The organism is Myxococcus sp. CA056 (assembly GCF_013336715.1).
GTDB classification, from domain to species: Bacteria; Myxococcota; Myxococcia; order Myxococcales; family Myxococcaceae; genus Myxococcus; species Myxococcus llanfairpwllgwyngyllgogerychwyrndrobwllllantysiliogogogochensis.
On record NZ_JABUMT010000008.1, the window covers coordinates 318,916 to 342,043 of the forward strand.

Sequence of the window (23,128 nt, forward strand, 5' to 3'; positions counted from 1 at the left end):
GCTCGCTCAGAGCGCCCCGAGAAACGCGTCGAGCGCCGCGTTGACCTTCTCCGGCTGCTCCTGGTTGGACAGGTGCGCGGCGCCGGGGATGACCTCCAGCTTCGCCCCGGAGATGAGGTCCACCATCTGCTTCGCCTTCTCCAGCGGGGTGATGGCGTCATGCTCGCCCACCACCACCAGCGCGGGCCCGGCGTAGCGCGCCAGGATGTCCTTGGAGTCCGGACGCAGCGCCATGCCCCGCTGGGCGGCGGCGATGCCCTCGCGCGAGGCGGTGCGAATCTGCGCCTCCACCACGCGCCCCACCGGCGAATCCGGGGGCGAGGAGATGAGCTTGGGCATCAGGGCCTGGATGACGGGGTCCGCGCCCTTCTCCAGGGCGTCCTTCGCGGAGGCCTCCCGTCGGGCCTTGCCCGCGTCGTCGTCGGCGGTGCACTGCGTGTCCATCAGCACGAGCCCGGCCACCCGGCCCGCGTCCTCGCGCAAGAGGGCCATGGCCGCGTAGCCGCCCATGGACACTCCGCCCACCACGGCCCGGTCGATGTTCAGCGCGTCCAGCAATCCCAGCGCGTCACTGGCGATGCGTGACATCTCGGTGGGGCCTTCACCCGGCATGCTCTGCCCGAAGCCTCGGATGTCCGGGATGATGAAGCGGTAGCGCCCGGACAGCGCCTTCACCTGGGCGTCGAAGGCGTCCCCGTTGAGGGGAAAGGCGTGCAGCAGCAGGACGGGGAGGCCCTGGCCCACGTCGCGGTAGTGCAGGGAGAGTCCATCCACGGTGACGGTCAGCATGCGTCCTCCGAACAGGGCTCAGAGCCACTGCTTGTGCTTGAACCAGAAGAAGAGGCCCACGGGCAGTCCGATGATCATCACCCACATGCTGATGTAGAAGCCCCGCCCTGACAGCACGTCGAAGTTCTGTCCGAAGAATCCGACGATGAACGACAGCGGCAGGAAGATGGTGGCGAAGATGGTGAGCTGCTTGGTGATGTCGTTCGTCTTGTTGGCCACCATGGACAGGTAGCCGTCCATGACGTTGCCCAGGATGTCGCGCCCGGCATCAATCTGCTCGTACAGGCGCACCAGATGGTCATACACGTCGCGGAAGTAGAGCGTGGAGCGCTCGTCGACGTGGGGGATGCCCCGCCGCGCCATCAGCCCCACCACGTCCCGCTGCGGGGACAGCACCCGGCGCAGCTGCACCAGCATCCGCTTCATCTCGAAGATGCGCTGCAGCTGGGACTTCTCCGCCCGCTCGAAGATGGACACCTCCAGGTCCTCCAACTCGTCACCGAAGGTGTCGAGGATGGGGAACTGCGCATCCACCAGCCCATCCGCCAGCAGGTAGAGGATGAAGTCCGTGCCCCGTCCCAGCGTCGCGTTCGGATCCGAGCGGACGCGCTGCTGGATGTTGTCCAGCCCCGAGAAGGGCAGCTCGTGCACGCTGATGATCCACTCCTTGGCTAGGAAGAAGTGGTGCTCATGCAGCGTCAGCTCGCACACGTCCTTCCCGGTGGTGAACCCCTGGAGGACGATGAAGACATGGTTCGGGTATTCCTCCAGCTTGGGCCGCTGGTCCAGGTGGAGGCAGTCCTCGACGGCCAGCCTGTGGAGGCCGAAGCGCTCGGCCAGCCGGGCCATCACCGCTTCGTCGGGGTGGAGGACGTCAATCCACTTCCGTCCCTCCTCGGCGAGCAGTTCCTCACCCCCGGTGAAGAGGGTTCCGTCCTTCATCAGACAGACCTGAATCATCCCGTAGCGCTCCCGGGCCTTGCGGCGCGGCCCCGATCCGAGTGCTAGAACTCCCCCGCGCGGAAGTCGAGCGCTAGAGTGTGCCCCCCGTGTCCGCTGACGCTGAAAACCCGCAGGCCTCCCTGACCCCGAGGCTCGAAGAAATCCTCCAGTCCCACCCCGACCGCGCCTTCGCGGGCCGGCTGCGCAAGGTGTACGCCGCCGCCGCCCAGGCCATTGGCCGGCTGAGTGACATGGACCTGGTGAAGTACGAGACGCCGGTGGTGGACTCCAGCCCGGACCTGTCGCTCTGGGAGGAGATGGCGCCCGTCATCCGAGACACGGTGATGGACGTCAACGCCCTCTTGAACGTCATCCGCGAGCAGTTCCCCGCACAGCCTTCCGCGGGCCTCGCGGACATCCTGCGCGAGGTGGGCGGGGCCCGCTTCCAGGACCCGGCCACGTTGCTCCAGGACGCCATGACGCAGCTCGCGCAGGGGATTACCCAGCTGGGCGAGGCGATGCGCAACCCGTCCGTGGTGAGCGACCGGTGGACGCTGCTGGCTGAAATCCAGAGCTTCCGGGCGCGCTTCCGCGAGCAGGTCAGCAACCTCGTCTTCGAGACGGCGAGCACCTTTGGCGAGGTGACGCGGGCGCAGGTGGTGCCCGGGCACGAGGCGGAGGTGAAGGCGGCGGTGACGGTGCGCGCCATCACCGCGGACTTGGGGCGCATCCTCACGGCGCGGCACAACAAGGTGCGCGAGGCGGAGCCCGAGGACGTGCAGTGGAACGCGCAGCAGCTCCAGACGGAGATGGACGCCTTTGGCCGCACGGCCGCGTACCGGAACCTGCGCGCGCAGGACAAGCGGCACATCGTGGAGATGCGCGCGGAGGTGGGTCGCCTGGCGATTCTCCCCAACCCCTCCCGCCAGGACCTGCTCAAGGTGGTGAGCGAGCTGGACGCGTTCGTCCGGGGCCTGTCCGCGGTGAACCAGCGCCAGGTGCTCATCATCCATGACCGCGAGGTGTGGGCCTCTTGCGGCGTGAAGCTGGAGCGGGCCCTGATGCTGTCGGACTCGGACGCGCCGGCCTCGGCCCGACTCCTGGCCGAGGCGGCCGTCAGCGCCCAGTCCCTCTACGGGCGGGCCTCCGACATGGACGCGTTCCTGCGCAAGGCGCGAAAGCAGCCCCTGGCCCAGCTCGTGGGACCGGAGCTGCGCGCCACCATCGAAGTGTTCCAGGGACTGTTGGCCCAGCTGGACGTGATGTGATGGCGGCTGCCAGCAAGGCGGTACCGCGCCCGTTGCGCGAGGCGGACCTGTCCCGTGTCGAGGGTGTCTTCACGGACGTGGATGGCACGCTGACCACCGGCCACCGGCTGCGCGCGGACACCGTGCGGGCGCTGGAGCGGCTGTCCGCTTCGGGCCTGCGTGTGGTGTTGGTGAGTGGCAGGCCGGCGGGGTGGGGTGAGGCGTGGGCGCGGCAGCTCCCGGTGGACGGCGTCATCGTGGAGAACGGCGGCCTGTTCTTCCTGCGAGGCAAGCGGGGGCTCCGCAAGGTGTACCTGGAGGCACCGGCCGAGCGCGTGGTGAACCGGCGTCGGCTCGAGAAGGAAGTCGGGCGCGTGCTGAAGCAGGTGCCCGGGGCGCGGCTGTCGGTGGACAGCGCGTACACGGAAGTGGACCTGGCCGTGGACTACAACGAGGAAGCCCGGCTGGGTGAGGCGGGGGCGTCGCGCATCGAAGCGCTGCTGCGGGCGCGCGGGGTGACGGCGGTGCGCTCGTCCGTGCATGTCAACTGCTGGCTCGGTCGCTTCGACAAGCTGAGTGCGACGCGGCGCTTCGCGCGGGTGGCGTGGGGCGAGCGTTTGGAGCCTCGGGACGGCCGTTACGTGTATGTAGGGGATTCTTTCAATGACGCCCCGATGTTCCAGGCTTTCGAGCTGGGCGTGGGCGTAGCCAACGTGCGCGCGGTGTTGGACCGCATCGACGCGCCGCCGGCTTTCATTACCCGGGCAGCCGAGGGGAAGGGCTTCGAGGAGCTGGCTCGGGCCCTCCTCGCTCGGCGGGGCCGTGGGGCTCGTGAGGAGTGACACCGTGAATGTCGTGAAGCTGGAGCTGGCGCGAGGACTGGGGCGCCACCTGCGCGCGGGGCACCCGTGGGTGTTTCGCAAGGCGCTGGAGCATGTGCCGAGGATTCCCGCCGGCAGCGTGGTGGACCTGACGGAGAACGGGAAGTTCGTCGCGCGGGGGTATTACGATCCGCATTCGGCCATCGCGGTGCGGGTGCTGACGCGCGACTCGCGGGACACGGTGGACGCGGGCTTCATCACCCGTCGGGTGCGACGCTCGCTGGCGGAGCGCCAGTCGCTCCTCGACCTGACCGACACGGACAGCTACCGCCTGATTCACGGCGAGGGGGACGGGCTGCCGGGCGTGGTGGTGGACCTCTACGCCGGCTGGGCGGTGATGAAGCTGTATTCGGCGGGCCTGACGCCGTATCGCCCGCTCATCGTCGAGGCGCTCAAGGCCGGCATCCCGGGCCTCAAGGGCATCGTCGGTCGCGATGAAGTGGCGCGGGACGACGTGGAGGAGGACGAGGGCCGGGGCTCGGGGCGCATGTTGTACGGGCAGGACGCGCCGGAGCAGATCGCCATCCGCGAGCGCGGCGTCACCTTCATGGTGGACGTGTGGCGCGGGCAGAAGACGGGGTTCTTCCTGGACCAGCGGGAGAACCGTCACCTCATCCGGCGACTGGCCAAGGGCCGGGACGTGCTCAACTGCTTCAGCTTCAGCGGCGGCTTCTCCGTCAACGCGGCGCTGGGCGGGGCGAACACCGTGTTCTCGGTGGACATCGACCCGGAAGCCATCGCCCTGGCGCGCGAGAACTTCACGCGCAACGGGCTGCCCGCGGAGAAGCATGACTTCCTCGCGGCGGACGTGTTCACGGTCATCCAGTCCTTCAAGGACGAGGGCCGCACCTTCGACATGATCATCCTGGACCCGCCGGCCTTCGCGAAGAGCCAGCGCGCGGTGCAGGCGGCCCTGGACGGGTATGCGTCCCTGAATCGGCAGGCGCTGAGCCTCTTGCGGCCGGGCGGCCTGCTGGCCACGGCGTCGTGCTCGGCGCGCGTGAGCCCGGACGACTTCATGAGCGCGGTGCGCGAAGCGGGCTTCAAGGCTGGCGTCGACCTGGCGCTCGTCGAGGAGCGCTACCAGCCGCCGGACCACCCGGTGCGGTTGCAGTTCCCCGAGGGCAAGTACCTCAAGTTCTACGTGCTCCAGGCGGTGTAGCTCCGCCGCTCAGCGGGCCCGGGATATCGCCCGGGCCCGTGCGGGGAGCGGGAGCCCGTCAGGTGCCGAAGACGTTCCGCGCCACGCGGTCCAGCACGGTGGTGCCCCAGGAGAGGCTGGCCTTCATCAGCCGCTCCATGTCCTTCGTGAACGCGGCGCCCGCGGGCATCTGCGCGTACGTCCGGCTCAGGAAGAGGCTCTTGTTCTCCTCCTCGAAGTCCACCGAGCCACCGCCGGCGTCCGTGCCGTCCTGGGCTTGCTTGCGGAAGCCGTCGATGACACCCGGCTTGGGGTCTTCCCGGAAGCGGTAGACGAGCGCGCTGCACTCCAGCACCTGCGTGTCCGCGTGGTGCTCGAAGTAGAGCTGCGCGCTGCCCACCATGGTGCCGCCCAGCCCGTTCTCGTTGAGCCCCTCGCTCATCCCGGCGCCCTGCGTCTGCAGGTACCACCGGACGAGCGCGCGCGCGGCCTCGCGAGTCATGGGCCCGCCCGGAGGGGGCGGGGGTTTGGCGAGGCCCATCGTGGCCAGCAGCCACTGGATGTGACGGGAGAACGCGAGGGCCATGTCAGCGGGACTGCGCGGGGATGACCTTCGCGGCGACGCGCTCGAACACGTCCACGCCCCACACGAGGCTCGCCGCCATCAGCTTGCTCAGCTCGGAGGCGAACACCAGGTCGATGGGGCGCGTCGTGTACGAGCGACTGAGGAAGAGGCTCTTGCTCTCCGACTCGAAGTCCACCGTGCCGCCGCCCGCGTCCGTGCCGGCCTTCTGCTCGTCGCGGAAGCCGTCGAGGACGCCGGGGCGGGGCGCGTCGCGGAAGCGGTAGATGAGGGCGCTGCACTTCAGCTCGCCCGTGTCGGCCGAGTGCTCGAAGTACAGCTGCGCCTCGCCGACAGCGGCTCCGCCGAGCCCCTTCTGATTGAGACCGGGGCTCAGGGGAACGCCCTGAGCCGCCAGGTACGCCTGCACCAGTTGAGTCGCCTCGTCTCGCGTCATGGTGGCTTATCTACCACGACTGACGGGCAGCTCTCAGAACTCGCCGGCGCGGGCCTGCTCGAAGGGCACGCGGTGGTTGAGGTACGTGTCGACCAGCGAGTGCGCGCCCGAGAACACGGTGTCCTCGGAGAAGTAGTGCACCTTCGCGTCCTTGCCCGCGTGGCGCAGCATGTCCGCGGGGCTCCAGCCCTTGCCGCCCAGGCCGAAGAGGGTGGGGACCGCGTCGCGGTTGTTGATGTAGTGCACGTAGTTGGGGCCGTCCGGGTAGGTGCAGGCGGCGGCCGCGAACGTCTCCACGTTCAGCTTGCTCATCGTCTGCTGAACCTGCTCCGGCGACATCCCGTCTTCGATGCGCAGCCGGCGCGCCACGTCCGACAGCGCGCGCGAGGTGATGAGGCCACCCTGGCTGTAGCCGACGAGGTGCACGTCCCGGCCCGCCTTCAGCTCGCCGTAGACGGCGTCGGCCAGCGTGTCGACGGCGGGGTTGGTGCCCTTGCCCAGCTTGTCCTTCACGGCCTGGAGCAGGTCGCCGACGGTGCCCTCGGTGGAGTTGTGCACGCCGATGGTGCGCATGCCCGTCTCGTCCGCGAGCGCCTGCAGCTCACGCGCCTGCTTGTCCTTCTCCGTGCGCATGCCGTTCGTGTAGATGAGCGTGGCCGTCGCGTTCGGGTTGTTCTTGGGCGTGAAGGCGGGGATGTCGCTCAGCGGCGTGCCGGGCTCGAACGTCTGGCCGCCCGCGCCCACCAGCTTGCCGTCATAGACCTTGTCCTTCGAGCCGGCCGGAGCGGTGAACACCTGCGCGGCGGCCACGGTGTTCGTCGTCTTCGCGCTGTCGAAGCCATCCACCACCGCGCCGGTGCGCTGCGCGGTCGGCTGCACCGCGGGCGTCGCCACCGTGTTCGCTTCAGACGTGCGCGCAACGGACGTCCGAGGGGTGGTGCCGACGAGGGTGCGGCCGCGCTCGATGGTGCTCATGGTGGGGGGCTCCAGCGGATAAAAAGGGGGATGGAAGAAAGAGTCCTTGCCCCATTGTCCCAGGACGCCGTCTGAAGTTGCGCACAAACGCGGTAATTCGCTCCAAACGCTGAATTCCGACGCACCGCGTCGCGGACATCGGGCGAAGACCTGGTGCGTCATGTTCCGAGGGAAGCGCGGATCCCACGCCGGACCTGGAGCCCGCGCCCAGAGGTGGGGCGCGCCAGAATGGAGCATGCGCTGGGAGTATCGGCTCGGCGCGAGCCCTCCTAAGGTGGGTGACATGGTCCAGAAAGGTCAGTTCCTGGAGCGCTCCACCCTGATTCCGGTGGGGGCGGTGGTGATGGAGGGCACGGCGCACCGCGGCAAGCGCGCGCCCCCGTTGTTGATCCTTCCGCCGAGGCCCGACGAGGGTGGGGGGATGGATCACGTCATCGCCGCGGAGCTCGCCTGGGCGGCGGCCAGCGCGGGCTTCCCCACGCTGCGCTTCAACCACCGGGGTGTGGGCGCGAGCCAGGGGACGCGGGGCAGGGACCTGGCGCTGCTCGAGGACGCCGAGGCGGCCATGCGGGTGTTGCTGGAGAACGCGGGGACGAGCGCGCTGGCGGTGGCGGCGCTCCACGGGGGGGCCCAGGTGGCCCTGGCGCTCCAGGCGCGGTTCCCGTCGGTGGGAGGGCTGTGCCTCGTCGCGCCGGCGGATGTGGACGCCTCGGTGCTGGCCCGGGTGACGTGCCCGCTGCTGGTGGTGCAGGGGGAGGAGGACGGGCGGATGCCCCGGGCGGCGGTGGCGGCCGCGGTGGCGCGGGCCGGGGGGGATTTCGAGGTCATCGATGACGCGGGGGCGACGTTCCAACGCAACCTGCCGCAGGTGGGACGGGCCGTGTCCACCTGGCTCCAGCGGCTCTCCGGCGGATGACCGATGCGCTGCAACCCACCGGACTCCTTCACATTTCTTCAGCCTCCCGCACTTGCACGCCGGGAGAGCGGACGTACAGACTGTCTGTGCAGACCCAATCGTTTCGCCGTTCGTTCGTAGGGTCTTCCGGAAGCGTGCCTCGTTCCTCAAGGAGTAGCCCGATGCGGATGGTGCGATGGACCCTGGGTGGCGCCGCGCTGGCCCTGGCCGTGACGGTAGCCCCTGCGTGCAAGTCCGCGGAGAGCGACGCCGAGCGTGCGCCCGCGCCTCCCGCCTCGCTCGAGAACCTGGCGGACGACGTGGATGTCGTCCCGCACGCCATCCTCGTGGACTTCAAGGACGGCACCACGCAGGCCCAGTTTGACGCCTGGGAGGCCGACTGGGGCGTGGACCTGGAGCTCAACTCCGTGGAGAGCGCCGACGAGGCCCTCACCCTGGCGGTGGGCGTGGATGACGTGCAGGGCGTGCTGGAGCGCATCCGCCAGCATCCCAGCGTCGAGGCCGCCGAGCCGCTGATGGAGGTCCGCGCCAGCTTCACTCCGAATGATCCGGAGTACGCGCAGCAGTGGAACCTCAAGATGATCGACATGCCCAAGGCGTGGGAGCGCAGCCGGGGCAAGGGCGTGGTGGTGGCGGTGCTCGACACCGGCATCGCGTACGAGGACCACGACGACTTCAAGCAGGTGCCGGACCTGAAGGGCGTGAAGTTCGTTCCGGGCTACGACTTCGTGAACGACGACGAGCACGCCAACGATGACCACGGGCACGGCACGCACGTGGCGGGCACCATCGCCCAGGCCACCAACAACGGCGAGGGCGTGGCGGGTGTGGCCTTCGAGGCGACGCTGATGCCGGTGAAGGTGCTCAACCACTTCGGTGGCGGCACCACCGCGGACATCGCGGACGCCATCCGCTTCGCGGCGGACAAGGGCGCCAACGTCATCAACATGTCGCTGGGCGGTGGCGGCTACTCGCAGGTGATGGCCAACGCGGTGGAGTACGCGCGTAAGAAGGGCGTCACCGTGGTGGCCGCGGCCGGCAACGGTGGGCGCGCGCGCGTGGAGTTCCCCGCGGCCTATCCCGGCGCGGTGGCGGTGTCGGCGGTGGGGCCCGAGGGCTCGCTCGCGCCGTACTCGTCCTACGGCAAGGAGCTGGATATCGCGGCGCCCGGTGGTGACAAGCGCAAGGGCGACCAGGGCGGCATCCTCCAGAACACCATCGACCCGAGAGACCCCTCGCGCTCCGTCTACGCGTCGTACCAGGGCACCAGCATGGCCACCCCGCACGTGGCCGCGGTGGCCGCGATGCTGTACGCGGCTGGCGCGAAGACTCCGGACGCGGTGGAGAAGGCGCTGTACGCCGGCGCGGCGAAGGTCGCGGACCAGGCATGGACCGAGCAGTACGGCCACGGTCTGCTCAACGCGGAGGCGTCGCTCGCGTCGCTGGGTGGCGGGATGTCGCGCTGGCCGCCGCTGTACTGGGCGCTGGGCCTGCTGGCCTTCGTGCTGCTGACCCTGCGGGGCCGCGAGCGTCCGGGCTACCTCAACGCGCTCCTGCGTCCGGCCTTCCTGGTGCCGCTGCTGCTGTCCACGGTGGGCGTGTACTTCGTGCGCACGTGGTTCGTGAGCTCCGCGGACGTGACGGGGAGCGTGGTGGAGATGGCGTCGCTGCCCATCCCCGACTGGGAGCGCATCATCTTCGGCCGTCGCACGGTGAGCCCGCTGTTCTACAGCGCGCTCATCCCGGTCCTGCTGTCGCTGCCGGCCATCGGCTGGAAGGGTCTGCGTCCGGCGGTGGGCGGGCTCGCGCTGGGCTTCGCGGGCTTCCTGGCGTACTCGGCGTGGGCCGGCGCTCCCGCGCTGTCGTGGATGCCCTTCACGTTCCTGGCGAAGCCGTGGCTGGGCTTCAACACCGTCCTCTGCATCGTCGTCGCCCGGGCCATGCTCAAGAAGGAGGATGTGCCTTGAAGCTGTCCGGGCGCGTGGTCTTCCGGGACGTCGAGACGGGCGTCTGGGTGCTGGAAGGCGACGACGGCACCACCTACCAACTGGCGGGTGGCGACCGGAAGATCAAGAAGGACGGCCAGCGCATCGAGGCCGAGGGCGACGTGGACCGTGACGTGCTCACCAGCGCCATGGTGGGCCCCGTGTTCCACGTCAGCTCGTATCGCTTCGTCTGAGGTGTGAGGGGCCGTGGCTGCCCCTCGCGCCCGTCAGGGCTGCTTGGGGCCGCCCGCGCTCTTGTGGGCGCGGGCCTGACGCAGCCGCTCCTCGTGGTACGCCTCCATGGGGGCCGCGCCTCGACGAGCGGCGGCCCGTAGCTCCTCCAACGCCTCTCGCTCCGCCTGCAGCCCGGGCTCCGCGTCCTTCTTGAGCGGTGTCAGCGGATTGGCCACGTCGAAGAGGTTGAGGGAGATGCCTCGCCTGTCCACGACGCCCAGCAGGACGAGGGACACCGTCGCGGCCGTCACCCAGGGAAACAGCAGCGTCGGCAGGGATGGCACCGGCCGAGTCTCCCGGGCGCTCTCGTCGCTGTGTGGCGCGCCCACGCCCCAGACCGACGCGTGGTGGCGCGCGAAGGTCATCAGCCCCAGCAGCCCCACCCAGCCCAGTCCCGCCAGGGAGAGCACGGCCAGCGGTGAGGTGTCCGTGTCCGTCGCCCCCTGGTCCATCGCCTTGGCCGCGAGGAACAGCACGGAGGACACCAGGTTGTTGGCCGCGTGCGCGCCGATGCCCGGCCAGAGCGAGCCGGTGCGCAGGTAGAGCCAGCCGAACAGCAGGCCCAGTTCCACGCGCGCCACGAAGCCCACCGGGTCCAGATGGAACGCGCTGAACACCACGGCGGAAATCACCAGGGCCTTCACCGGTGATGCCGGAGGCCGAGGCGTGATGCCTCGCTGGAAGACGCCCCGGAAGAACAGCTCCTCGCAGAAGGGAGCGGCGACCGTCACGCCCGCGAGGATGACGGCCAGCTCCACGGGCGTCTGCTGATCGAAGAGGCGCGAGCCGTCGAACATCTCCGTCAGCCACTCGGGCGCGAGCTTCTGGGCAACGAACTGGATGGGCACCACCAGCGCGAAGAAGTTGGCCACGCCCAGCAGGAAGCCGAAGAGGGTGGGCAGCGCGGGCAGCGGCGTCAGCCCGGTGTACAGCGCGGGCTTCCATCCGCCCATCCGCGGCAGCAACCAGCCCAGGCCCAGGAAGATGAACACCTCGGTGAACCAGATTCCGAAGGCCGCGTTGAGGAACTGGACCGAACCTCCCACCGCGATGAACAGCACCAACGCCAGCGCCGCCCCCGCCAGCGCGAGCCTCCGTGGGCTCCCTGGCTCAGGGCGCTCCGGGGGTGGCGGCTCGGAGGGACCCGTCGGCTCATGAGGCCGGGCGTCGCTGGGAGCGGAATCTTCCAATTTGGCGTCTCCTTGGAGCGAAAAGCTGAACTGTCCGCACTTCGACTTCTCTATACTGTGCGCACCTTGACGTCCTTCATCCTGGCTCGAACGGCGCAGCGGACGTGTTGGAAGCTCTCACAATCCCTGGGTGTGTGGTGTGCCCTGGGCGTGGGGCTGGGAGCGGCGACGTCGCACGCGTCGGCGTTCTTGGTGGAAGCGCGAACCGAGGCGCAGGCGTACCAGATTCGTGCGTGGCGTGGCAGCACACCGGATGACCCGGTGCTGCTTCCTCGGCGGCGAATCGTCCAGTATCTGGGCCTCAGCGCCTTCGAAATCGCCACCGGGCAGGACCTGGGCTTCGAGTCCAACCTGCGCATCTGGGCTGACTTCGGATTGCCCAAGGGCGAGGCCGAGCGCGTCGACGGCCTGAAGTCCGAAGACGCAGAGCTGTTGCATGCGTACGTGCGCTACGCGAAGGGCGGCTTCGAGGGGCGCCTGGGCCGACAGCTCTACACGGACGTGTCGGACATCCTCGCGTTCGACGGCTTGCGCGTGCGGTACATGAGCCGCCTGGGATTGGGCGCGGAGGTGTACGGCGGGCTGTGGGTGAAGGGCACGAGCTTCCTGGGCTCCTCCGTGTACCAGTTGGAAGGGACGCGGGAGAGCGACGCGCGGCGCCTGGACGCGGGCGTGACGGGCGCGGACTCGACGCTCGATGCGATGGAGCCCCTCATCGGCGCGAAGCTGCTGATGGAGGACGTGAAGGGCTTCCACGCGTCGGTCGGCTATCGCAAGGCGCTGGTGGAAGGGAAGACGAACCTGGAGCGCGCCACGGTGGAGGCGCGCTACGGCCGCGGGCTGGGGCTCAACGCGCTGGCAGGCGTGGACTACGACGTGCTGATGGGCAAGGTGGCGCAGGTGCGCACGCAGCTGCGCTGGGATGCCACGCGCTTCGCGGCCACTGCGGAGGTGATGCGGCTGTCGCCCGTGCTGGCCGCGGACTCCATCTGGTACTACTTCGCGTGGGCGCCCCGTGACGAGGCGCGGCTGCGCGTGGACCTGTTCACCCCTGGCGCGCTGCGCTTCTACGTGCAGGGCCTGGGCAGCAAGTACAACGAGAACGTCAACCCAGACCTCGCCATCGCCGCCCAGGTGGACGCCGAGGGTGCTCCCGAGTCCACCAGCGTCGGTGGCTCCGCGGGCGCGGCGTGGCGCTCGGGGTCCTTCCGGTCGGCGTTGGATGTGACGTACCGCACGGGCTACGGCGGCGACCAGCTCTGGGGGGACCTCACCGGCGGCTACACGTTCGACCGGGAGCGCTTCACCCTGGACGCGCGGGTGTCCTTCGCGCGCATCTTCGACAGCTTCAACGCGCGCCTGGGTGGCAACTTCTACGGCGCCCAGGTGTGGGCCAGTCGAGCGCTGACGCGGGCGACGCGGCTCTCCCTGGTGGTGGAGCAGAACTTCAATCCGTTCACCGACTCGGACACGAAGGGCTTCCTGCTCTTCGACCTGAAGGCGAGCTTGTAGATGCTGCCGCACCGCCAGAACCGAAACGCGCTGCTTGCCCTGGCCGCGCTCGCCACCATGGTGGGCGCCGGCGTCGCCTGGGCCGCCACGGCTCGCGAGCGCAGCCTCGCCGTGTATCCCGCGCAGCATGTGCCCCTGCGCTTCGACCATGCGCAGCACCTGGAGGCCGGGGCTGAGTGCGCCACGTGCCACGACGCGGCCCGCGCCAGTCAGTCCCCCAAGGACGTCAACCTCCCGGGGCACGAGGAATGCGAGACGTGCCACGACATCGAGGCGGGGCGGAAGGGCAAGCCCACGGACCCGAAGTCGAGCTGCAACACGTGTCACCCGGGTTTCGACGCCACGGTGCGCAAGGAACCCGCGAAGCTGTCCATGCCCACCGCCAACCTCATCTTCAGCCACCAGCAGCACGTGGACAAGAAGGTGGAGTGCTCGGTGTGCCACGGCGAGATGACGGACGTGAAGCTCGCCACGCGCAACCAGTTGCCGAAGATGGCCACGTGCTTCAAGTGCCATGACGGCAACGTGGCCTCCAACACCTGCGCCACGTGCCATCCGACGGAGCCCTCTGGGCGACTGAAGCTCGTCTTTGATTCGGGCCTGCTGCGTCCCATGCAGGGCAACCCGCTGGGCCTGGACCACGGGCCGCGCTACGAGTTCAACCACGGGGCGCGCGCGTCGACGGACCGGATGACGTGCATGCAGTGCCACAGCGAGAGCTATTGCCAGACGTGCCACGACGGCATGCAGAAGCCGCTGTCCATCCACCCGAACGACTACATCACGCTGCACCCGGTGCAGGCGCGAGCGGGCTCGCCCCGGTGCGAGAGCTGCCACCGTGCGCAGTCCTTCTGCGCCGCGTGTCATGAACGGGTGGGCGTCGGCATGGACGCGGACAAGTCGCTGCGTCCGCGCAACCAGAAGGTGCACCCGGACTACAGGGCCTGGGTGGAGCTGCCTGGCCCGCAGCACCACGGCATCGCCGCGTCGCGTGATTTGACGAGCTGCATCTCCTGCCACCGTGAGGAGTCCTGCATGAGCTGCCACTCCGAGCTGTCGTCGCGGCGGCAGATCAACCCGCACCCGGCGGGCTTCGCGCAGACGTGCAAGAAGCTGGCGTCCGCGAATGACCGGGCCTGCCTCAAGTGCCACTCGGCGGAGAGCCTGGCGCAGAAGGGGTGCCGGTGATGCGCGCGCGCCAGTCTTTCGTGAGGGGCACGCTGCTCGTGGCCTTGTCGGTGACGTCGCTCTCGGGGTGTCTGGAGCCAGGGGACGCCATCTACGACCGACGCGACACGGTGCCGCCGAGAGTCATCTCCACCGACCCGGGTGGCGGCGGGGTGCTGGCGACGGATGGCACGCTGCGCATCACCTTCTCGGAGGCGATGGACGTGCGCAGCCTGCGTCCCGGCATCGCCGTGTTCGCCGGGCGCGATGAAGTCCCGCTCACCGTCCTCGCGCCGGAAGTTCCGGAGCTGGAGCAGGACGTCGAGCGGGGCGACGTGGAGTACACCGTGGAGGCCAGGGTCGCCGAGGGCTCCACGCTGTCGCCGAACACGCAGTACACGCTGGTGCTACGCGACGTCCTCACGGACTACGAGGGCAACCCGTTGGCCACCGAGGTGCGGGTGGTGTTCCGCACCGCTCCGTGAGCCGAGCGGGCCCGGCTACATCCGCGTGAAGTCGAAGTCCTGGGCCACGGCCTTGCCGTTCTCGTCGCCTTCGATTCGCGCGGTGAGGCGGCCTGCCGAGGGGCGCTGGTAGAAGATGCGCTTGGGGTGGTCGTTCTGGGGGTTCTCGAAGAGCGCGCCGTTGCTGTTGCAGCGCACCAGCTTGAAGTCCGTGCCCGGGCGGCCCATGGGCTGGGCGACGTAGTAGAGGCCGTCGGCGCGGGCTTCGATGCGCATGTACTCGAAGAACACCGTCTTGTTGCGGACGATGGCGCGGCTCACTCCGAAGAGCGTGCCGGCGTCCGCGTGCGTCCAGTGCTCCTCCACCGTGCTGCCCGCCTTGTCCTGACGCCAGCTCCCCGACATCCAGGCGAGGTCATGGATGGAGTCCCCGCAGGTGCGGGAGGGCGTCTCGCGCTCGGGTGGCGTCGACTTGCAGCCGAGGAGGGGGGCACCACAGAGCGCGAGGGCGAGGAGGGCAGGGCGGACGAGCATGTCCGCATCCTCACATGCCTCGCTGACGGGCCGCACCGCCGATGGCGACAGTGCGGCCCGCGTGAGTGAGGGTCAGCGCTTGAGGTACTCGCGGATGGCGTCGGCGAGCTGCCGGCGTGCCTCCGCGTCCGTGGCCTGCGGCCCCAGCTTGAGCTTCTTGTCCTCTTCGACGAGGAGCTTCTGGTCCTGCAGGTACGTGACTGCGTTCTCCAGCGTCACCTTGGCCAGGGACTCGGCGGCGGTGATGCGGCCGGCGTGGTACTCCGCGCGGCCCGTCTCCAGAGCCAGGCGGATGAAGGCCTTGCGGTCCTCGGCGACGCCGTTGGCCACGTCGTTGAGTGTCATGGCCGCCAGGAGGTAGGCCTCCAGGTAGTCGCGCAGCAGGTCGGCCAGGAACTCCAGCTCCGGCTGGGCGTGGGGCTCGGGGGCCACGCGCAGGGACTCGCCCTCGTTGATGACCAGGCCCATGCGGACCAGCCGCTCCACCGTCTCCGCGAAGATGGTGTCGAACGTCGTGTTCACCCGGTAGATGAACTCGACCTTGAACAGGCGCGAGAGGAACAGGGCGCGGGCCTTCACCGCGTCGTAGGGCGCGGGCGAACCGGCGGCCAGCATGGCGTTGGCCACGAGGCTGCGCGCCGAGACGAGGTTCATCAGCGTGTTCTTGTAGAAGGACATCTCCGGGCGGCGGTTGTCCTCCACCTGGTAGATGACGTCGCCCTTCGCCTCCTGCGTGCGCACCATCTCGTCGTCGATGAAGGTGCGCATCGCGTCCTGGATGGGGCCCATCGTCTCCGGGTTGCTGGGGGCGTTGCCCAGCTCGCGAGACTGGGGCGCGCCGTCTTCCTGGGCGATGCGGCGCAGGATGCTGATGCGGTCCGCCAGCTCCCGCTGCGTCAGGCCGCGGCGGCGGTGCGCCAGGAGGGACGTGCTCACCAGGGCATGCGGCGTCACGGTGGACACCTTGCTGATGCCGTACATGACGCGGTTGCCGAGCGCGCGGACCAGGCCCTTCTTCTGCTCGTCCGTCACGGGCTCGTCGGGGTTGAGGCCGCGCTCCTTCATGAACTCCAGGAGGGAGATGGGCTCATCGAAGCCCAGGTGGATGCGGCCGTAGCGCGCCGCGAGCACCTTGGGCGTGCTCAACAGGGCCTTGAGGTCCTCCGGCTTCTTCTCTCCGCCCGCCAGCTCCTTCGAGTAGCTGCCCGACTCGACGACCTTCTCGTAGTCGATGGCCACCGGCACGAAGAGCAGGTCATTGCGCGCGCCCTCGAGCACGGACTCCACCTGCCAGGTGAACATGCCCAGCTTGGGCGCCAGCAGCTTGCCCGTGCGCGAGCGGCCGCCCTCGGGGAAGAACTCCTGGTGGATGCCGTCATGCACCAGCTTGCGCACGTACGCCTTGAAGGACGCGGCGTAGACCTTGTCGCCCTTGAACGAGCGCCGCAGGAAGAAGGCGCCGCAGCGGCGGAAGATGCTGCCCAGGGGCCAGAAGGACAGGTTGGCGCCCGCGGCGACCAGGGGCACCGCGTAGCCCCGGTTCCAGAGCACCCAGCTCATCACCAGGTAGTCCACGTGGCTCTTGTGGCTGGGGCACAGGACGATGGGGGCGCGCGTCGCGGCCTTGAGCGCGCGGTGCAGGCCCGCCTCGTCCACGTGCATGCCGTCGTAGATGCGGTTGAACACCCACTCCAGCACGGGCGCGACGAAGGCCAGCGTCGTGGGGCTGGGCTTCGCGGCGATGGCCTCCAGATTGCGGCGAGCCTCGCGCAGCACGCTCTCCGGCTTGCGGTTGGACTCGACGGCCTGCTCGTCCACCACCTTGCGCAGCTGCCTGTCACGCAGCGTCTCGTCGATGACGCGCTCATGGGGCTTGGCCGGAGGGCCAAACACCGCGCGAGTCTCCCGCGACAGGTGCACGTGCAGCGTGCTGCGCACCTTGCGCGCGAGAACCTCCACCGAGTCCTTCGGGTTCTCCTCGGCGAAGGCCCGCAGGTCGATGGGCTCTCCCACGCGGAACTGGGCGCGCTTGTAGTTGCGGAAGAAGGCCAGCATCGAGTGCAGGAAGCCCGGTGCCTCCGGGCTGCCGAACACCACGTCCACCCAGTTGGGCTTGAGCCGGGCGCTGCTCTTCTCCCAGACGAACAGCTCCGGTACCAGGTACACGGGCCGGTCCGACTTTCGCGCCAGCTCCACCAGCGCGGGGAAGGGGTCCTCGTGGGTCTCCTTCCCCGACGCGTGCATGAGCGCGGTGCGGCGCAGGAAGACCAGACCGCTGCCCCCGTTCTGCTGCGCGTACTCGAAGCGCTCCTGGAAGGCGCCGGACTGCTTCGTCTGGCGCCAGGGCTTGGTGAACCACGGGCGCAGGTTGGACACCGCGCGGATGGGCGGCAGCGTCCTGCGCACCATGGCCCAGGTCAGATAGAGGAAGTTCACCCAGGCCGTGGAGCGCATGACATGCACCACGAAACCCTTGGCGTGCAGGTTGCGCAGCTCATCCTCGGCCTCGGGCGGGAAGTGGACGCTCTCCAGATAGCGAGCACCCAATGCCCGGCCCATCGGGCCGAACTCGGCCTTCAGCAAGGACTCTCCCTGATTCGCAGACGGCGACAGCGCGGTTTCCAAGGCAGCCCCCGGGGCTACATGTTCTCGGGCGTTGGAATGCCCAGAAGTGTCAGACCCGCCGCGAGAGTAACCCGGGCCGCGTCCGTGAGGGCGAGTCGTGCGAAACGCAGCGCGTCATCGTTCTCGACGAGGATGCGCTTGTCCCGCTCCTGATTGCCCAGCGTGTAGTAGCGACTGAGGGCCGCGGCCACGTCCAGCAGCAGGCGCGCGACGAGGCTCGGCTCGTACTGCTCGGCCGCGTCCTTGACGACCTCGGGCAGCCGCATGATTTCGCGCACCAGGGCCTGCTCCTCGGGGAGCGTCAGCAGGCTCGCGTCGTAGCTGGCCGGCGCGCCGCCGCCCTTGCGCAGCACGTTGACGACGCGTGCGTGGGCGAACTGTACGTAGGGGCCGGTGTGGCCCTCGAAGCTGAGGACCTCGTCCCAGTCGAAGGTGTAGTCGCTGGCGCGCTTGTGCTTGAGGTCGCCGAAAGCGATGGCGCCCAGGCCGATCTGCTCGGCCAGCAGGTCCGGGTCGTTCGTCTGGAGCCGACCGGCCTCCTGGTTCTCCTTCACCTTGACGGAGGCGCGCTCCTTGGCCTCGTCCAGCACGTCGTTGAGCTGCACCACCAGGCCCTTGCGCGTGCTCATGCCGTGAATGCGGCCGAAGGCCACGTGAACGCAGCGGTCCGCCCACGGCTGGCCCATCGCGCTCAGCGTGCGGAACACCTGGCGGAAGTGCAGCGCCTGGTCCTGCGCGACGACGTAGAGCGCCTTGTCGTAGTGGAACCGCTCGTAGCGGTCCTCGGCGGCGGCCAGGTCTCGTGTGGCGTAGAGCGTGGTGCCGTCGTTCTTCTTGAGGAGGATGGGCGGCTCGTTCTCCGCGTAGGGCAGGTCGACGATGAGCGCGCCCTGCGACTCCTTCACGCCGGGCTTCTTGGCGATCTGCTCGATGACCGCGTCCATCTTCCCCTGGTAGCGGCTCTCTCCTTCGATGTGCTCGAACTCGATGCCCATCCGCGCGTAGATGGTCTTGAAGCCGCGGATGCTCGTCTCGCGGAACTGGTTCCACACCTTGAGGGCCTCGGCGTCACCGGCCTCCATGCGGCGGAAGAAGTCGCGGGCCTTCGCGTCGAACTCGGGCTCTTTTTCGGCGCGCGTGTTCGCCTTGACGTAGACCTCCACCAGGTGGCCCATGTCGTCGATGCGAGCGGGGTCTCCGTACTCCTGGAAGCCCACGGCCACGAGGCCGAACTGCTTGCCCCAGTCGCCCAGGTAGTTGATGCCCTCCACCCGCCAGCCGAGCGCCCGGTAGATGTTGGCGATGCAGTGGCCCAGGAACGTGGTGCGGATGTGGTGGAACGCGATGGGCTTGGCGATGTTCGGCGACGAGTAGTCGACGGTCACCGTCTTGCCGCGTCCCGCGTCCGCGTCACCGCCGTAGGCCAGGCCCGCCGAGCGAGCGGCGTCGAGGACCTCCGCCGTGAAGGGCATGAGGGCGAAGCGGGCATTCACGTAGGGGCCCACCGCCTTGATTTCGAGCCCCGGCACGCTGAGCGTCTGGGCGAGTCCGGCGGCGATGGCGGGAGGCGCCTTCTTCTGGGCCTTGGCGAGAGGGAAGGTGGCGAAGCTCAAGTCACCGTGCGCGGCTTCCGCGGGCTTGACCTGGGGTTCGATGTCTGCGGCCGGCACGCCCAGGGCGCTGGCAAGGGCCTGGGCGAATGCGGCGCGGTGGCGGGAATAGACGGAAGAGCTCATGGGACGGCGCGGATACTAGCCAAGCAGAGGCGGCTTACGGCCACCTCTTGTTCGTTCCGCGGTCCATTCCTCCCCGTTAGGGGACAGCCGGAGCCCGGCGGCTGGGCCGCACCACCGCCGCCACGGTGTCCAGCAGCTTGGGCAACTGGAGTGGCTTCTCGAAGAAGCCGTCGATGCGCTCCAGGCCCTGTCCGGACGTGAGCGAGGCCACCTCGCTGGCACCCGAGATGATGTACACGACGATGTCCGACAGCGACTCGTTGCCTCGGATGAAGCGGAGCACCGACTGCCCGTCCTCTTCGCTCAGCCTCAGGTCCAGCAGCACCATGGCCGGCCGGATGTGCGAGAGGATGGAGCGGGCCTCGGAGGCTCCCGAGGTGGCCATCACCCGGTAGCCCTCCTGCTCCAGGACCTGCTGAAGGACCTCCCGGCAGTCCGCGTCGTCCTCCACGAGCAGGATGCCGCCCGCCTTGGGGGCCGCCTGGTTCAGGTCCGGCGAGCTCACCGCCCCGGCGAACATGGGCAGCACCATCTCGAAGGTGCTCCCATCGCCCAGCACGCTCTTCGCCTCCACGCGCCCCCCGTGCAGCGCGACGATTTTCCCCACCAGGGGGATTCCCAGTCCCGCGCCCGGCGGCCGAGGCACGCCCGGCTGCGCCCGGTAGAAGGCATCGAACACGTGCTCCAGCGCCTCGGCGGACATGCCGGGGCCGCTGTCCTTCACCCTGAGTGTGGCGAGCCCATCCTCGGCGGAGACGCTGACCTCGACGGTGTCATCCGCCTCGCTGTGGTGGATGCCGTTCTCGACGAGGTTGTGGATGGCCTCGGCGATGCGCTCGCGGTCTCCGCGGACGAAGACCTCGGGGCAGGGTGGAATCGACACGCTGACCTTGCCGTGCTCGGCGAGGACGCCCAGGGAGCGGACCACTTCCTCGGCCACGGCCTTGAGGCCGAAGGGGCGCTGGTTGAGCTGCATCTTCCCGGACTGGAGCCGGGACATGAGCAGCAGGTCATTCACCATGCGCAGCATGCGGTCGGAGTTCCGGTCGCAGATCTGCACCGCGCGGCGCTGGGAGTCAGTGAGGGCTCCCAGCTTCTCGCGCCCCATCATCGCCAGATAGGACTTGATGGTGGTGAGCGGGTTCTTCAAGTCATGGGAGACGTTGCCGAGCAGCTCCTCACGGTTCTGCTCCAGACTCTTGAGGCCCGCGATGGCTGTTTGGAGGTCCTTGTTCCGGCGGGCGCTGTCGTCGCGGAGTCGAGCCACCTCGTACGCGGCGGCGAGCTGCGCGGCCAGTGACTGGAGCACCGTGTCGGAGACGGTGCGGCGCGCGCCGAGGACGACGAGGACACCCGTGACGCCGTGGGGGCTCTCGAGCGGCACGGCGAGCGTGTCCGCCTCGTGCAGCAGCTTCTTCTCGGAGAAGGCGCGTCCCACCACGCCCTCGCCCGGGACGGCGGCGACGACGCGGCTGTCGTAGCGACCGCGCACATGCTCGACGTGGAGCTGCTCCCGGGAGGGGAAGTAGCGGGCCACGTAGCAGACCTTGGGTTTGAGCAGTGCGTGGAGCGTCTGGAGATGGGAGCGCAGCGCCTCGGTGGGGCCGGCGTTGTCGGTGAGGTGACGCGCCATCTCCAGGAGGGCGCGCGCGGTGGCGTCGGAGTCCGCCGGAGGAGGCGGTTTCACGGCGCGACGGGTGGACTTCTTCGAGGTGTTGGGGCGCAGCGGCACGACCTCTGCCAGGGCCCCTTTCTTCTTCGAGCGCACGGGAGAATCCTGCTTCAAGTTCCGAGCGCCTGGGAACGGCCCTGATGTGCAGGGCCATCCGGAGGACAGTGGCCGTGTCGGCTGCCCGACAGCCCGGCCTCAGGCGCGGCGCTGGATGCGGCCGTCCTTGTCCAGGACGAACGGTTCCACCAGGAGCGACTCCACCTTCGCCCGATGGCTCGCCACGCTGAAGCCCGAGTCCGCCAGGGCGGCAATCGCAGAGGTCTGCACCCGGCGGGCCGTCTCGTCGGCCGTCAACAGCTTGAGCATGGGCTCGAGCGCCGGCTCGTACTTGAAGGAGGCGAGCGCCTTGAGGGCGGCGATCTTCACGTCGTCCGACATGTCCTCGAGGAAGGGGAGCACGGCGGGCGGCACGCGCGCGTCCTCGCGACCGGTGACGTGGTGAAGGAGGACGACCTTCTTCTCCGGGTTCTTCGTATAGGTGGCGGAAAGGTGCTGGAGCGCGTTCACGCAAGCGCCCGTGGCTTCTTCCTCGGTGACCAGCTCTCCCAGGAGCCGGAGGGCCCAGGAGGTGGCCTGCTCCGTCTTGCTGAGGAACTCGACGATGGGCGGGACGGCGGCGTCCTTGCCAAAGGCCTTCACCAGCTCGAACGTGTGCTCCTTCTCGTCAGCGTCCGTGGTGAGCGGGTCCACGGTGATGGTGAAGCGGGCGAGCAGCACGGAGACGGCTTCGGGATACTTCATCTCCCCCAGCTGCTGGATGGCCTTCTGCCGTGTCGCCGGGTCGCCGTACTTCTGGGTGACCTTGGGCTTGAGCTTGAGGGCTTTCTCGGGCCCCGAGCCGCCCGTGAAGATGTCGAAGAGGCCCATGTGCGCGTGTGCTCCGTTTCCTGCGGCGACGTGTAAGGAGGAAGAAGGTAGAGGGGCCGTCTATGACGGGGCGGCGCCCAGGACAAGAGACAAGACGGTCAGAGCGTCAGCTCGCGACGGACATCGTCGCGGTAGGCCTTGGACAGGGTCTCCGCGGCGGCCCGCGTCTCCGGGGTGTCGGTATCCGGCACCTTGACCTGGAGATGAAGGTACAGGTCGCCCGGGGTTCCGCCCTTGAGGGATGGTACCCCGCGCCCCTTGAGCCGCATCTGCCGACCGGACTGGGAGGCTGACGGAACCTTGACGGTGACCTCGCCCTGGAAGGTGGGGACGCGCACCTCCGCGCCGAACATCGCCTCGGACACCGTCACGGGGAGGTCAACGTGCAGGTCGTCGCCCTCGCGGCGGACCAGGGGGTGCTCCAGCACCTCCGTTTCGATGAAGAGGTCCCCTGGTGGGCCGCCGCGCAGGCCGGGAGCGCCCTGGCCCGCGAGCCGCACCTTGGAGCCCGTCTGGACGCCGGCGGGAATCTTCACCGTCAGGCGGCTGGGCTCGTCCGGGCCGGTCCCCCCCCGTCCCGGCCGGGTGACGGACAGTGACCGCTCCGCGCCGTTGACGGCTTCCCCCAGTGTGACGCGAACCTGGGTGGACAAATCGTTGCCCCGCTCGGGGCCCATGGGGGGGCGGCGCCTGCCTCGGTTGAACACCTCTCCGGGGTCGAAGCCTCCTGGGCTGGAGCCTCCGGCGCCTCTGCGTCCTCCGAAGAGGTCGTTGAAGAGGTCGCCCAGGTCGAAGTCCTCACCCTCGTAGGGGATGCCGCCCGCCCCGCCACGAGAGGCGGCGGCCCGGTACTGGCGATAGGCCTCCGCCTTCTTCTCGTCGAAGCCGATCTTCTCCGCGTCCTCGCCGAACTCGTCGTAGAGCTTGCGCTTCTTCGGGTCCGACAGCACCTCGAAGGCGTTGCCGAGTTGCTTGAATTTCTCCTCGGCGCCCTTGTTGTTGGGGTTGACGTCGGGGTGGTACTTCCGAGCCAGCTTCCGGTACGACTTCTTGATGGCCTCCTCCGAGGCCGTCCGATCAACGCCGAGGATCTGGTAGTAGTCGTCCGCCATTTGTTCCCGCCGGGCTGTACGTGAATGAAAGTAACCAGTCGGTGGGAGTGCGCCAGCAAG

The 23,128-nt window shown here is 69.0% G+C and carries 21 protein-coding genes; 9 read left to right on the plus strand and 12 right to left on the minus strand.

Features of this window, described 5'->3' with window-relative positions; genetic code table 11:
• Positions 1 to 6 precede the first annotated feature (6 nt).
• Positions 7 to 789 (minus strand): alpha/beta fold hydrolase, encoded by a 783-nt coding sequence (locus tag HUA76_RS29205; RefSeq protein ID WP_174462682.1) that lies wholly within the window; start codon positions 787 to 789, stop codon positions 7 to 9.
• An 18-nt stretch (positions 790 to 807) separates the two neighbouring features.
• A complete protein-coding gene (corA, locus tag HUA76_RS29210; protein ID WP_174458669.1) occupies positions 808 to 1,749 on the minus strand; it encodes a magnesium/cobalt transporter CorA in 942 nt (313 codons plus the stop codon).
• A gap of 80 nt (positions 1,750 to 1,829) precedes the next feature.
• Between corA and HUA76_RS29215 the strand changes: the two genes are divergently transcribed.
• From HUA76_RS29215 to HUA76_RS29225, 3 genes are read left to right on the plus strand one after another with little or no spacing between them, the layout of a single operon-like run.
• Positions 1,830 to 2,999, plus strand: coding sequence for a hypothetical protein (locus HUA76_RS29215; RefSeq protein WP_141643276.1), 1,170 nt, complete (start codon positions 1,830 to 1,832; stop codon positions 2,997 to 2,999).
• A complete protein-coding gene (locus tag HUA76_RS29220) occupies positions 2,999 to 3,820 on the plus strand; it encodes an HAD-IIB family hydrolase (RefSeq protein ID WP_174462683.1) in 822 nt (273 codons plus the stop codon). The genes HUA76_RS29215 and HUA76_RS29220 overlap by 1 nt, the downstream gene beginning before the upstream one ends.
• A 4-nt stretch (positions 3,821 to 3,824) precedes the next feature.
• Complete coding sequence (locus HUA76_RS29225) at positions 3,825 to 5,021, plus strand: class I SAM-dependent rRNA methyltransferase (protein WP_141643274.1); 1,197 nt, start codon at positions 3,825 to 3,827, stop codon at positions 5,019 to 5,021.
• A 58-nt stretch (positions 5,022 to 5,079) separates the two neighbouring features.
• Here HUA76_RS29225 and HUA76_RS29230 read toward each other — a convergent pair whose 3' ends face one another.
• The 3 genes from HUA76_RS29230 to HUA76_RS29240 all read right to left on the minus strand — a co-directional run bounded on the left by HUA76_RS29230 (position 5,080) and on the right by HUA76_RS29240 (position 6,994).
• Positions 5,080 to 5,502 carry a hypothetical protein gene (locus tag HUA76_RS29230; RefSeq protein ID WP_141643315.1) on the minus strand — a complete coding sequence of 141 codons (423 nt, stop codon included), beginning with the start codon at positions 5,500 to 5,502 and terminating at the stop codon, positions 5,080 to 5,082.
• Between the two features lie 85 nt (positions 5,503 to 5,587).
• The gene (locus HUA76_RS29235; RefSeq protein ID WP_141643273.1) at positions 5,588 to 6,019 is read right to left on the minus strand and encodes a hypothetical protein; all 432 of its coding nucleotides are present in this window, start codon (positions 6,017 to 6,019) and stop codon (positions 5,588 to 5,590) included.
• Between the two features lie 33 nt (positions 6,020 to 6,052).
• Entirely contained in the window at positions 6,053 to 6,994 is a 942-nt protein-coding gene (locus HUA76_RS29240; RefSeq protein ID WP_141643272.1) for a hypothetical protein, read from the minus strand.
• Positions 6,995 to 7,277: 283 nt separating this feature from the next.
• On the opposite strand from HUA76_RS29240, the gene HUA76_RS46135 reads away from it, so the two are divergent.
• The 3 genes from HUA76_RS46135 (at position 7,278) to HUA76_RS29255 (ending at position 10,089) form a co-directional block, all read left to right on the plus strand.
• The gene (locus tag HUA76_RS46135; protein WP_174462684.1) at positions 7,278 to 7,910 is read left to right on the plus strand and encodes a serine aminopeptidase domain-containing protein; all 633 of its coding nucleotides are present in this window, start codon (positions 7,278 to 7,280) and stop codon (positions 7,908 to 7,910) included.
• 161 nt (positions 7,911 to 8,071) lie between these two features.
• Entirely contained in the window at positions 8,072 to 9,877 is a 1,806-nt protein-coding gene (locus tag HUA76_RS29250) for a S8 family serine peptidase (RefSeq protein WP_174458673.1), read from the plus strand.
• Positions 9,874 to 10,089 (plus strand): DUF5818 domain-containing protein, encoded by a 216-nt coding sequence (locus tag HUA76_RS29255; protein ID WP_141643979.1) that lies wholly within the window; start codon positions 9,874 to 9,876, stop codon positions 10,087 to 10,089. Before HUA76_RS29250 ends, HUA76_RS29255 begins: the two co-directional genes overlap by 4 nt.
• Positions 10,090 to 10,122: 33 nt before the next feature.
• Here the strand turns inward: HUA76_RS29255 and HUA76_RS29260 are convergent, their stop codons facing one another.
• Entirely contained in the window at positions 10,123 to 11,319 is a 1,197-nt protein-coding gene (locus HUA76_RS29260; RefSeq protein WP_254614551.1) for a type II CAAX endopeptidase family protein, read from the minus strand.
• A gap of 66 nt (positions 11,320 to 11,385) precedes the next feature.
• Here HUA76_RS29260 and HUA76_RS29265 point away from each other — a divergent pair, with 66 nt between their 5' ends.
• From HUA76_RS29265 to HUA76_RS29275, 3 genes are read left to right on the plus strand one after another with little or no spacing between them, the layout of a single operon-like run.
• The gene (locus HUA76_RS29265; RefSeq protein WP_254614552.1) at positions 11,386 to 12,831 is read left to right on the plus strand and encodes a hypothetical protein; all 1,446 of its coding nucleotides are present in this window, start codon (positions 11,386 to 11,388) and stop codon (positions 12,829 to 12,831) included.
• Positions 12,832 to 14,019: a cytochrome c3 family protein gene (locus tag HUA76_RS29270; protein WP_174458674.1), complete on the plus strand. Its 1,188-nt coding sequence runs from the start codon at positions 12,832 to 12,834 to the stop codon at positions 14,017 to 14,019.
• On the plus strand, positions 14,019 to 14,483 hold the full coding sequence (locus HUA76_RS29275; RefSeq protein WP_174462685.1) for an Ig-like domain-containing protein: 465 nt from the start codon (positions 14,019 to 14,021) through the stop codon (positions 14,481 to 14,483). The genes HUA76_RS29270 and HUA76_RS29275 overlap by 1 nt, the downstream gene beginning before the upstream one ends.
• Before the next feature lie 15 nt (positions 14,484 to 14,498).
• Here the strand turns inward: HUA76_RS29275 and HUA76_RS29280 are convergent, their stop codons facing one another.
• The 6 genes from HUA76_RS29280 to HUA76_RS29305 form a co-directional block, all read right to left on the minus strand.
• Positions 14,499 to 14,996 carry a DUF6265 family protein gene (locus HUA76_RS29280; RefSeq protein WP_174458675.1) on the minus strand — a complete coding sequence of 166 codons (498 nt, stop codon included), beginning with the start codon at positions 14,994 to 14,996 and terminating at the stop codon, positions 14,499 to 14,501.
• Positions 14,997 to 15,068: 72 nt separating this feature from the next.
• The gene (locus HUA76_RS29285) at positions 15,069 to 17,621 is read right to left on the minus strand and encodes a 1-acyl-sn-glycerol-3-phosphate acyltransferase (protein WP_174458676.1); all 2,553 of its coding nucleotides are present in this window, start codon (positions 17,619 to 17,621) and stop codon (positions 15,069 to 15,071) included.
• A 14-nt stretch (positions 17,622 to 17,635) separates the two neighbouring features.
• The gene (gene argS / locus HUA76_RS29290; protein WP_174462686.1) at positions 17,636 to 19,357 is read right to left on the minus strand and encodes an arginine--tRNA ligase; all 1,722 of its coding nucleotides are present in this window, start codon (positions 19,355 to 19,357) and stop codon (positions 17,636 to 17,638) included.
• A 76-nt stretch (positions 19,358 to 19,433) separates the two neighbouring features.
• On the minus strand, positions 19,434 to 21,125 hold the full coding sequence (locus HUA76_RS29295) for a hybrid sensor histidine kinase/response regulator (protein WP_174462687.1): 1,692 nt from the start codon (positions 21,123 to 21,125) through the stop codon (positions 19,434 to 19,436).
• A 99-nt stretch (positions 21,126 to 21,224) separates the two neighbouring features.
• Positions 21,225 to 21,956 (minus strand): HEAT repeat domain-containing protein, encoded by a 732-nt coding sequence (locus HUA76_RS29300; protein ID WP_141643985.1) that lies wholly within the window; start codon positions 21,954 to 21,956, stop codon positions 21,225 to 21,227.
• A gap of 98 nt (positions 21,957 to 22,054) precedes the next feature.
• The gene (locus tag HUA76_RS29305) at positions 22,055 to 23,068 is read right to left on the minus strand and encodes a DnaJ C-terminal domain-containing protein (protein WP_141643986.1); all 1,014 of its coding nucleotides are present in this window, start codon (positions 23,066 to 23,068) and stop codon (positions 22,055 to 22,057) included.
• Positions 23,069 to 23,128: the final 60 nt, after the last annotated feature.

What these genes read in the sequence shown, in the direction of transcription:
- HUA76_RS29205 (WP_174462682.1), bottom strand. Translation starts at nt 789, where the DNA reads ATGCTGACCGTCACCGTGGATGGACTCTCCCTGCACTACCGCGACGTG.
- corA (WP_174458669.1), bottom strand. Translation starts at nt 1,749, where the DNA reads ATGATTCAGGTCTGTCTGATGAAGGACGGAACCCTCTTCACCGGGGGT.
- HUA76_RS29220 (WP_174462683.1), top strand. Translation starts at nt 2,999, where the DNA reads ATGGCGGCTGCCAGCAAGGCGGTACCGCGCCCGTTGCGCGAGGCGGAC.
- HUA76_RS29230 (WP_141643315.1), bottom strand. Translation starts at nt 5,502, where the DNA reads ATGACTCGCGAGGCCGCGCGCGCGCTCGTCCGGTGGTACCTGCAGACG.
- HUA76_RS29235 (WP_141643273.1), bottom strand. Translation starts at nt 6,019, where the DNA reads ATGACGCGAGACGAGGCGACTCAACTGGTGCAGGCGTACCTGGCGGCT.
- HUA76_RS29240 (WP_141643272.1), bottom strand. Translation starts at nt 6,994, where the DNA reads ATGAGCACCATCGAGCGCGGCCGCACCCTCGTCGGCACCACCCCTCGG.
- HUA76_RS46135 (WP_174462684.1), top strand. Translation starts at nt 7,278, where the DNA reads ATGGTCCAGAAAGGTCAGTTCCTGGAGCGCTCCACCCTGATTCCGGTG.
- HUA76_RS29250 (WP_174458673.1), top strand. Translation starts at nt 8,072, where the DNA reads ATGCGGATGGTGCGATGGACCCTGGGTGGCGCCGCGCTGGCCCTGGCC.
- HUA76_RS29270 (WP_174458674.1), top strand. Translation starts at nt 12,832, where the DNA reads ATGCTGCCGCACCGCCAGAACCGAAACGCGCTGCTTGCCCTGGCCGCG.
- HUA76_RS29275 (WP_174462685.1), top strand. Translation starts at nt 14,019, where the DNA reads ATGCGCGCGCGCCAGTCTTTCGTGAGGGGCACGCTGCTCGTGGCCTTG.
- HUA76_RS29280 (WP_174458675.1), bottom strand. Translation starts at nt 14,996, where the DNA reads ATGCTCGTCCGCCCTGCCCTCCTCGCCCTCGCGCTCTGTGGTGCCCCC.
- argS (WP_174462686.1), bottom strand. Translation starts at nt 19,357, where the DNA reads ATGAGCTCTTCCGTCTATTCCCGCCACCGCGCCGCATTCGCCCAGGCC.
- HUA76_RS29300 (WP_141643985.1), bottom strand. Translation starts at nt 21,956, where the DNA reads ATGGGCCTCTTCGACATCTTCACGGGCGGCTCGGGGCCCGAGAAAGCC.
- HUA76_RS29305 (WP_141643986.1), bottom strand. Translation starts at nt 23,068, where the DNA reads ATGGCGGACGACTACTACCAGATCCTCGGCGTTGATCGGACGGCCTCG.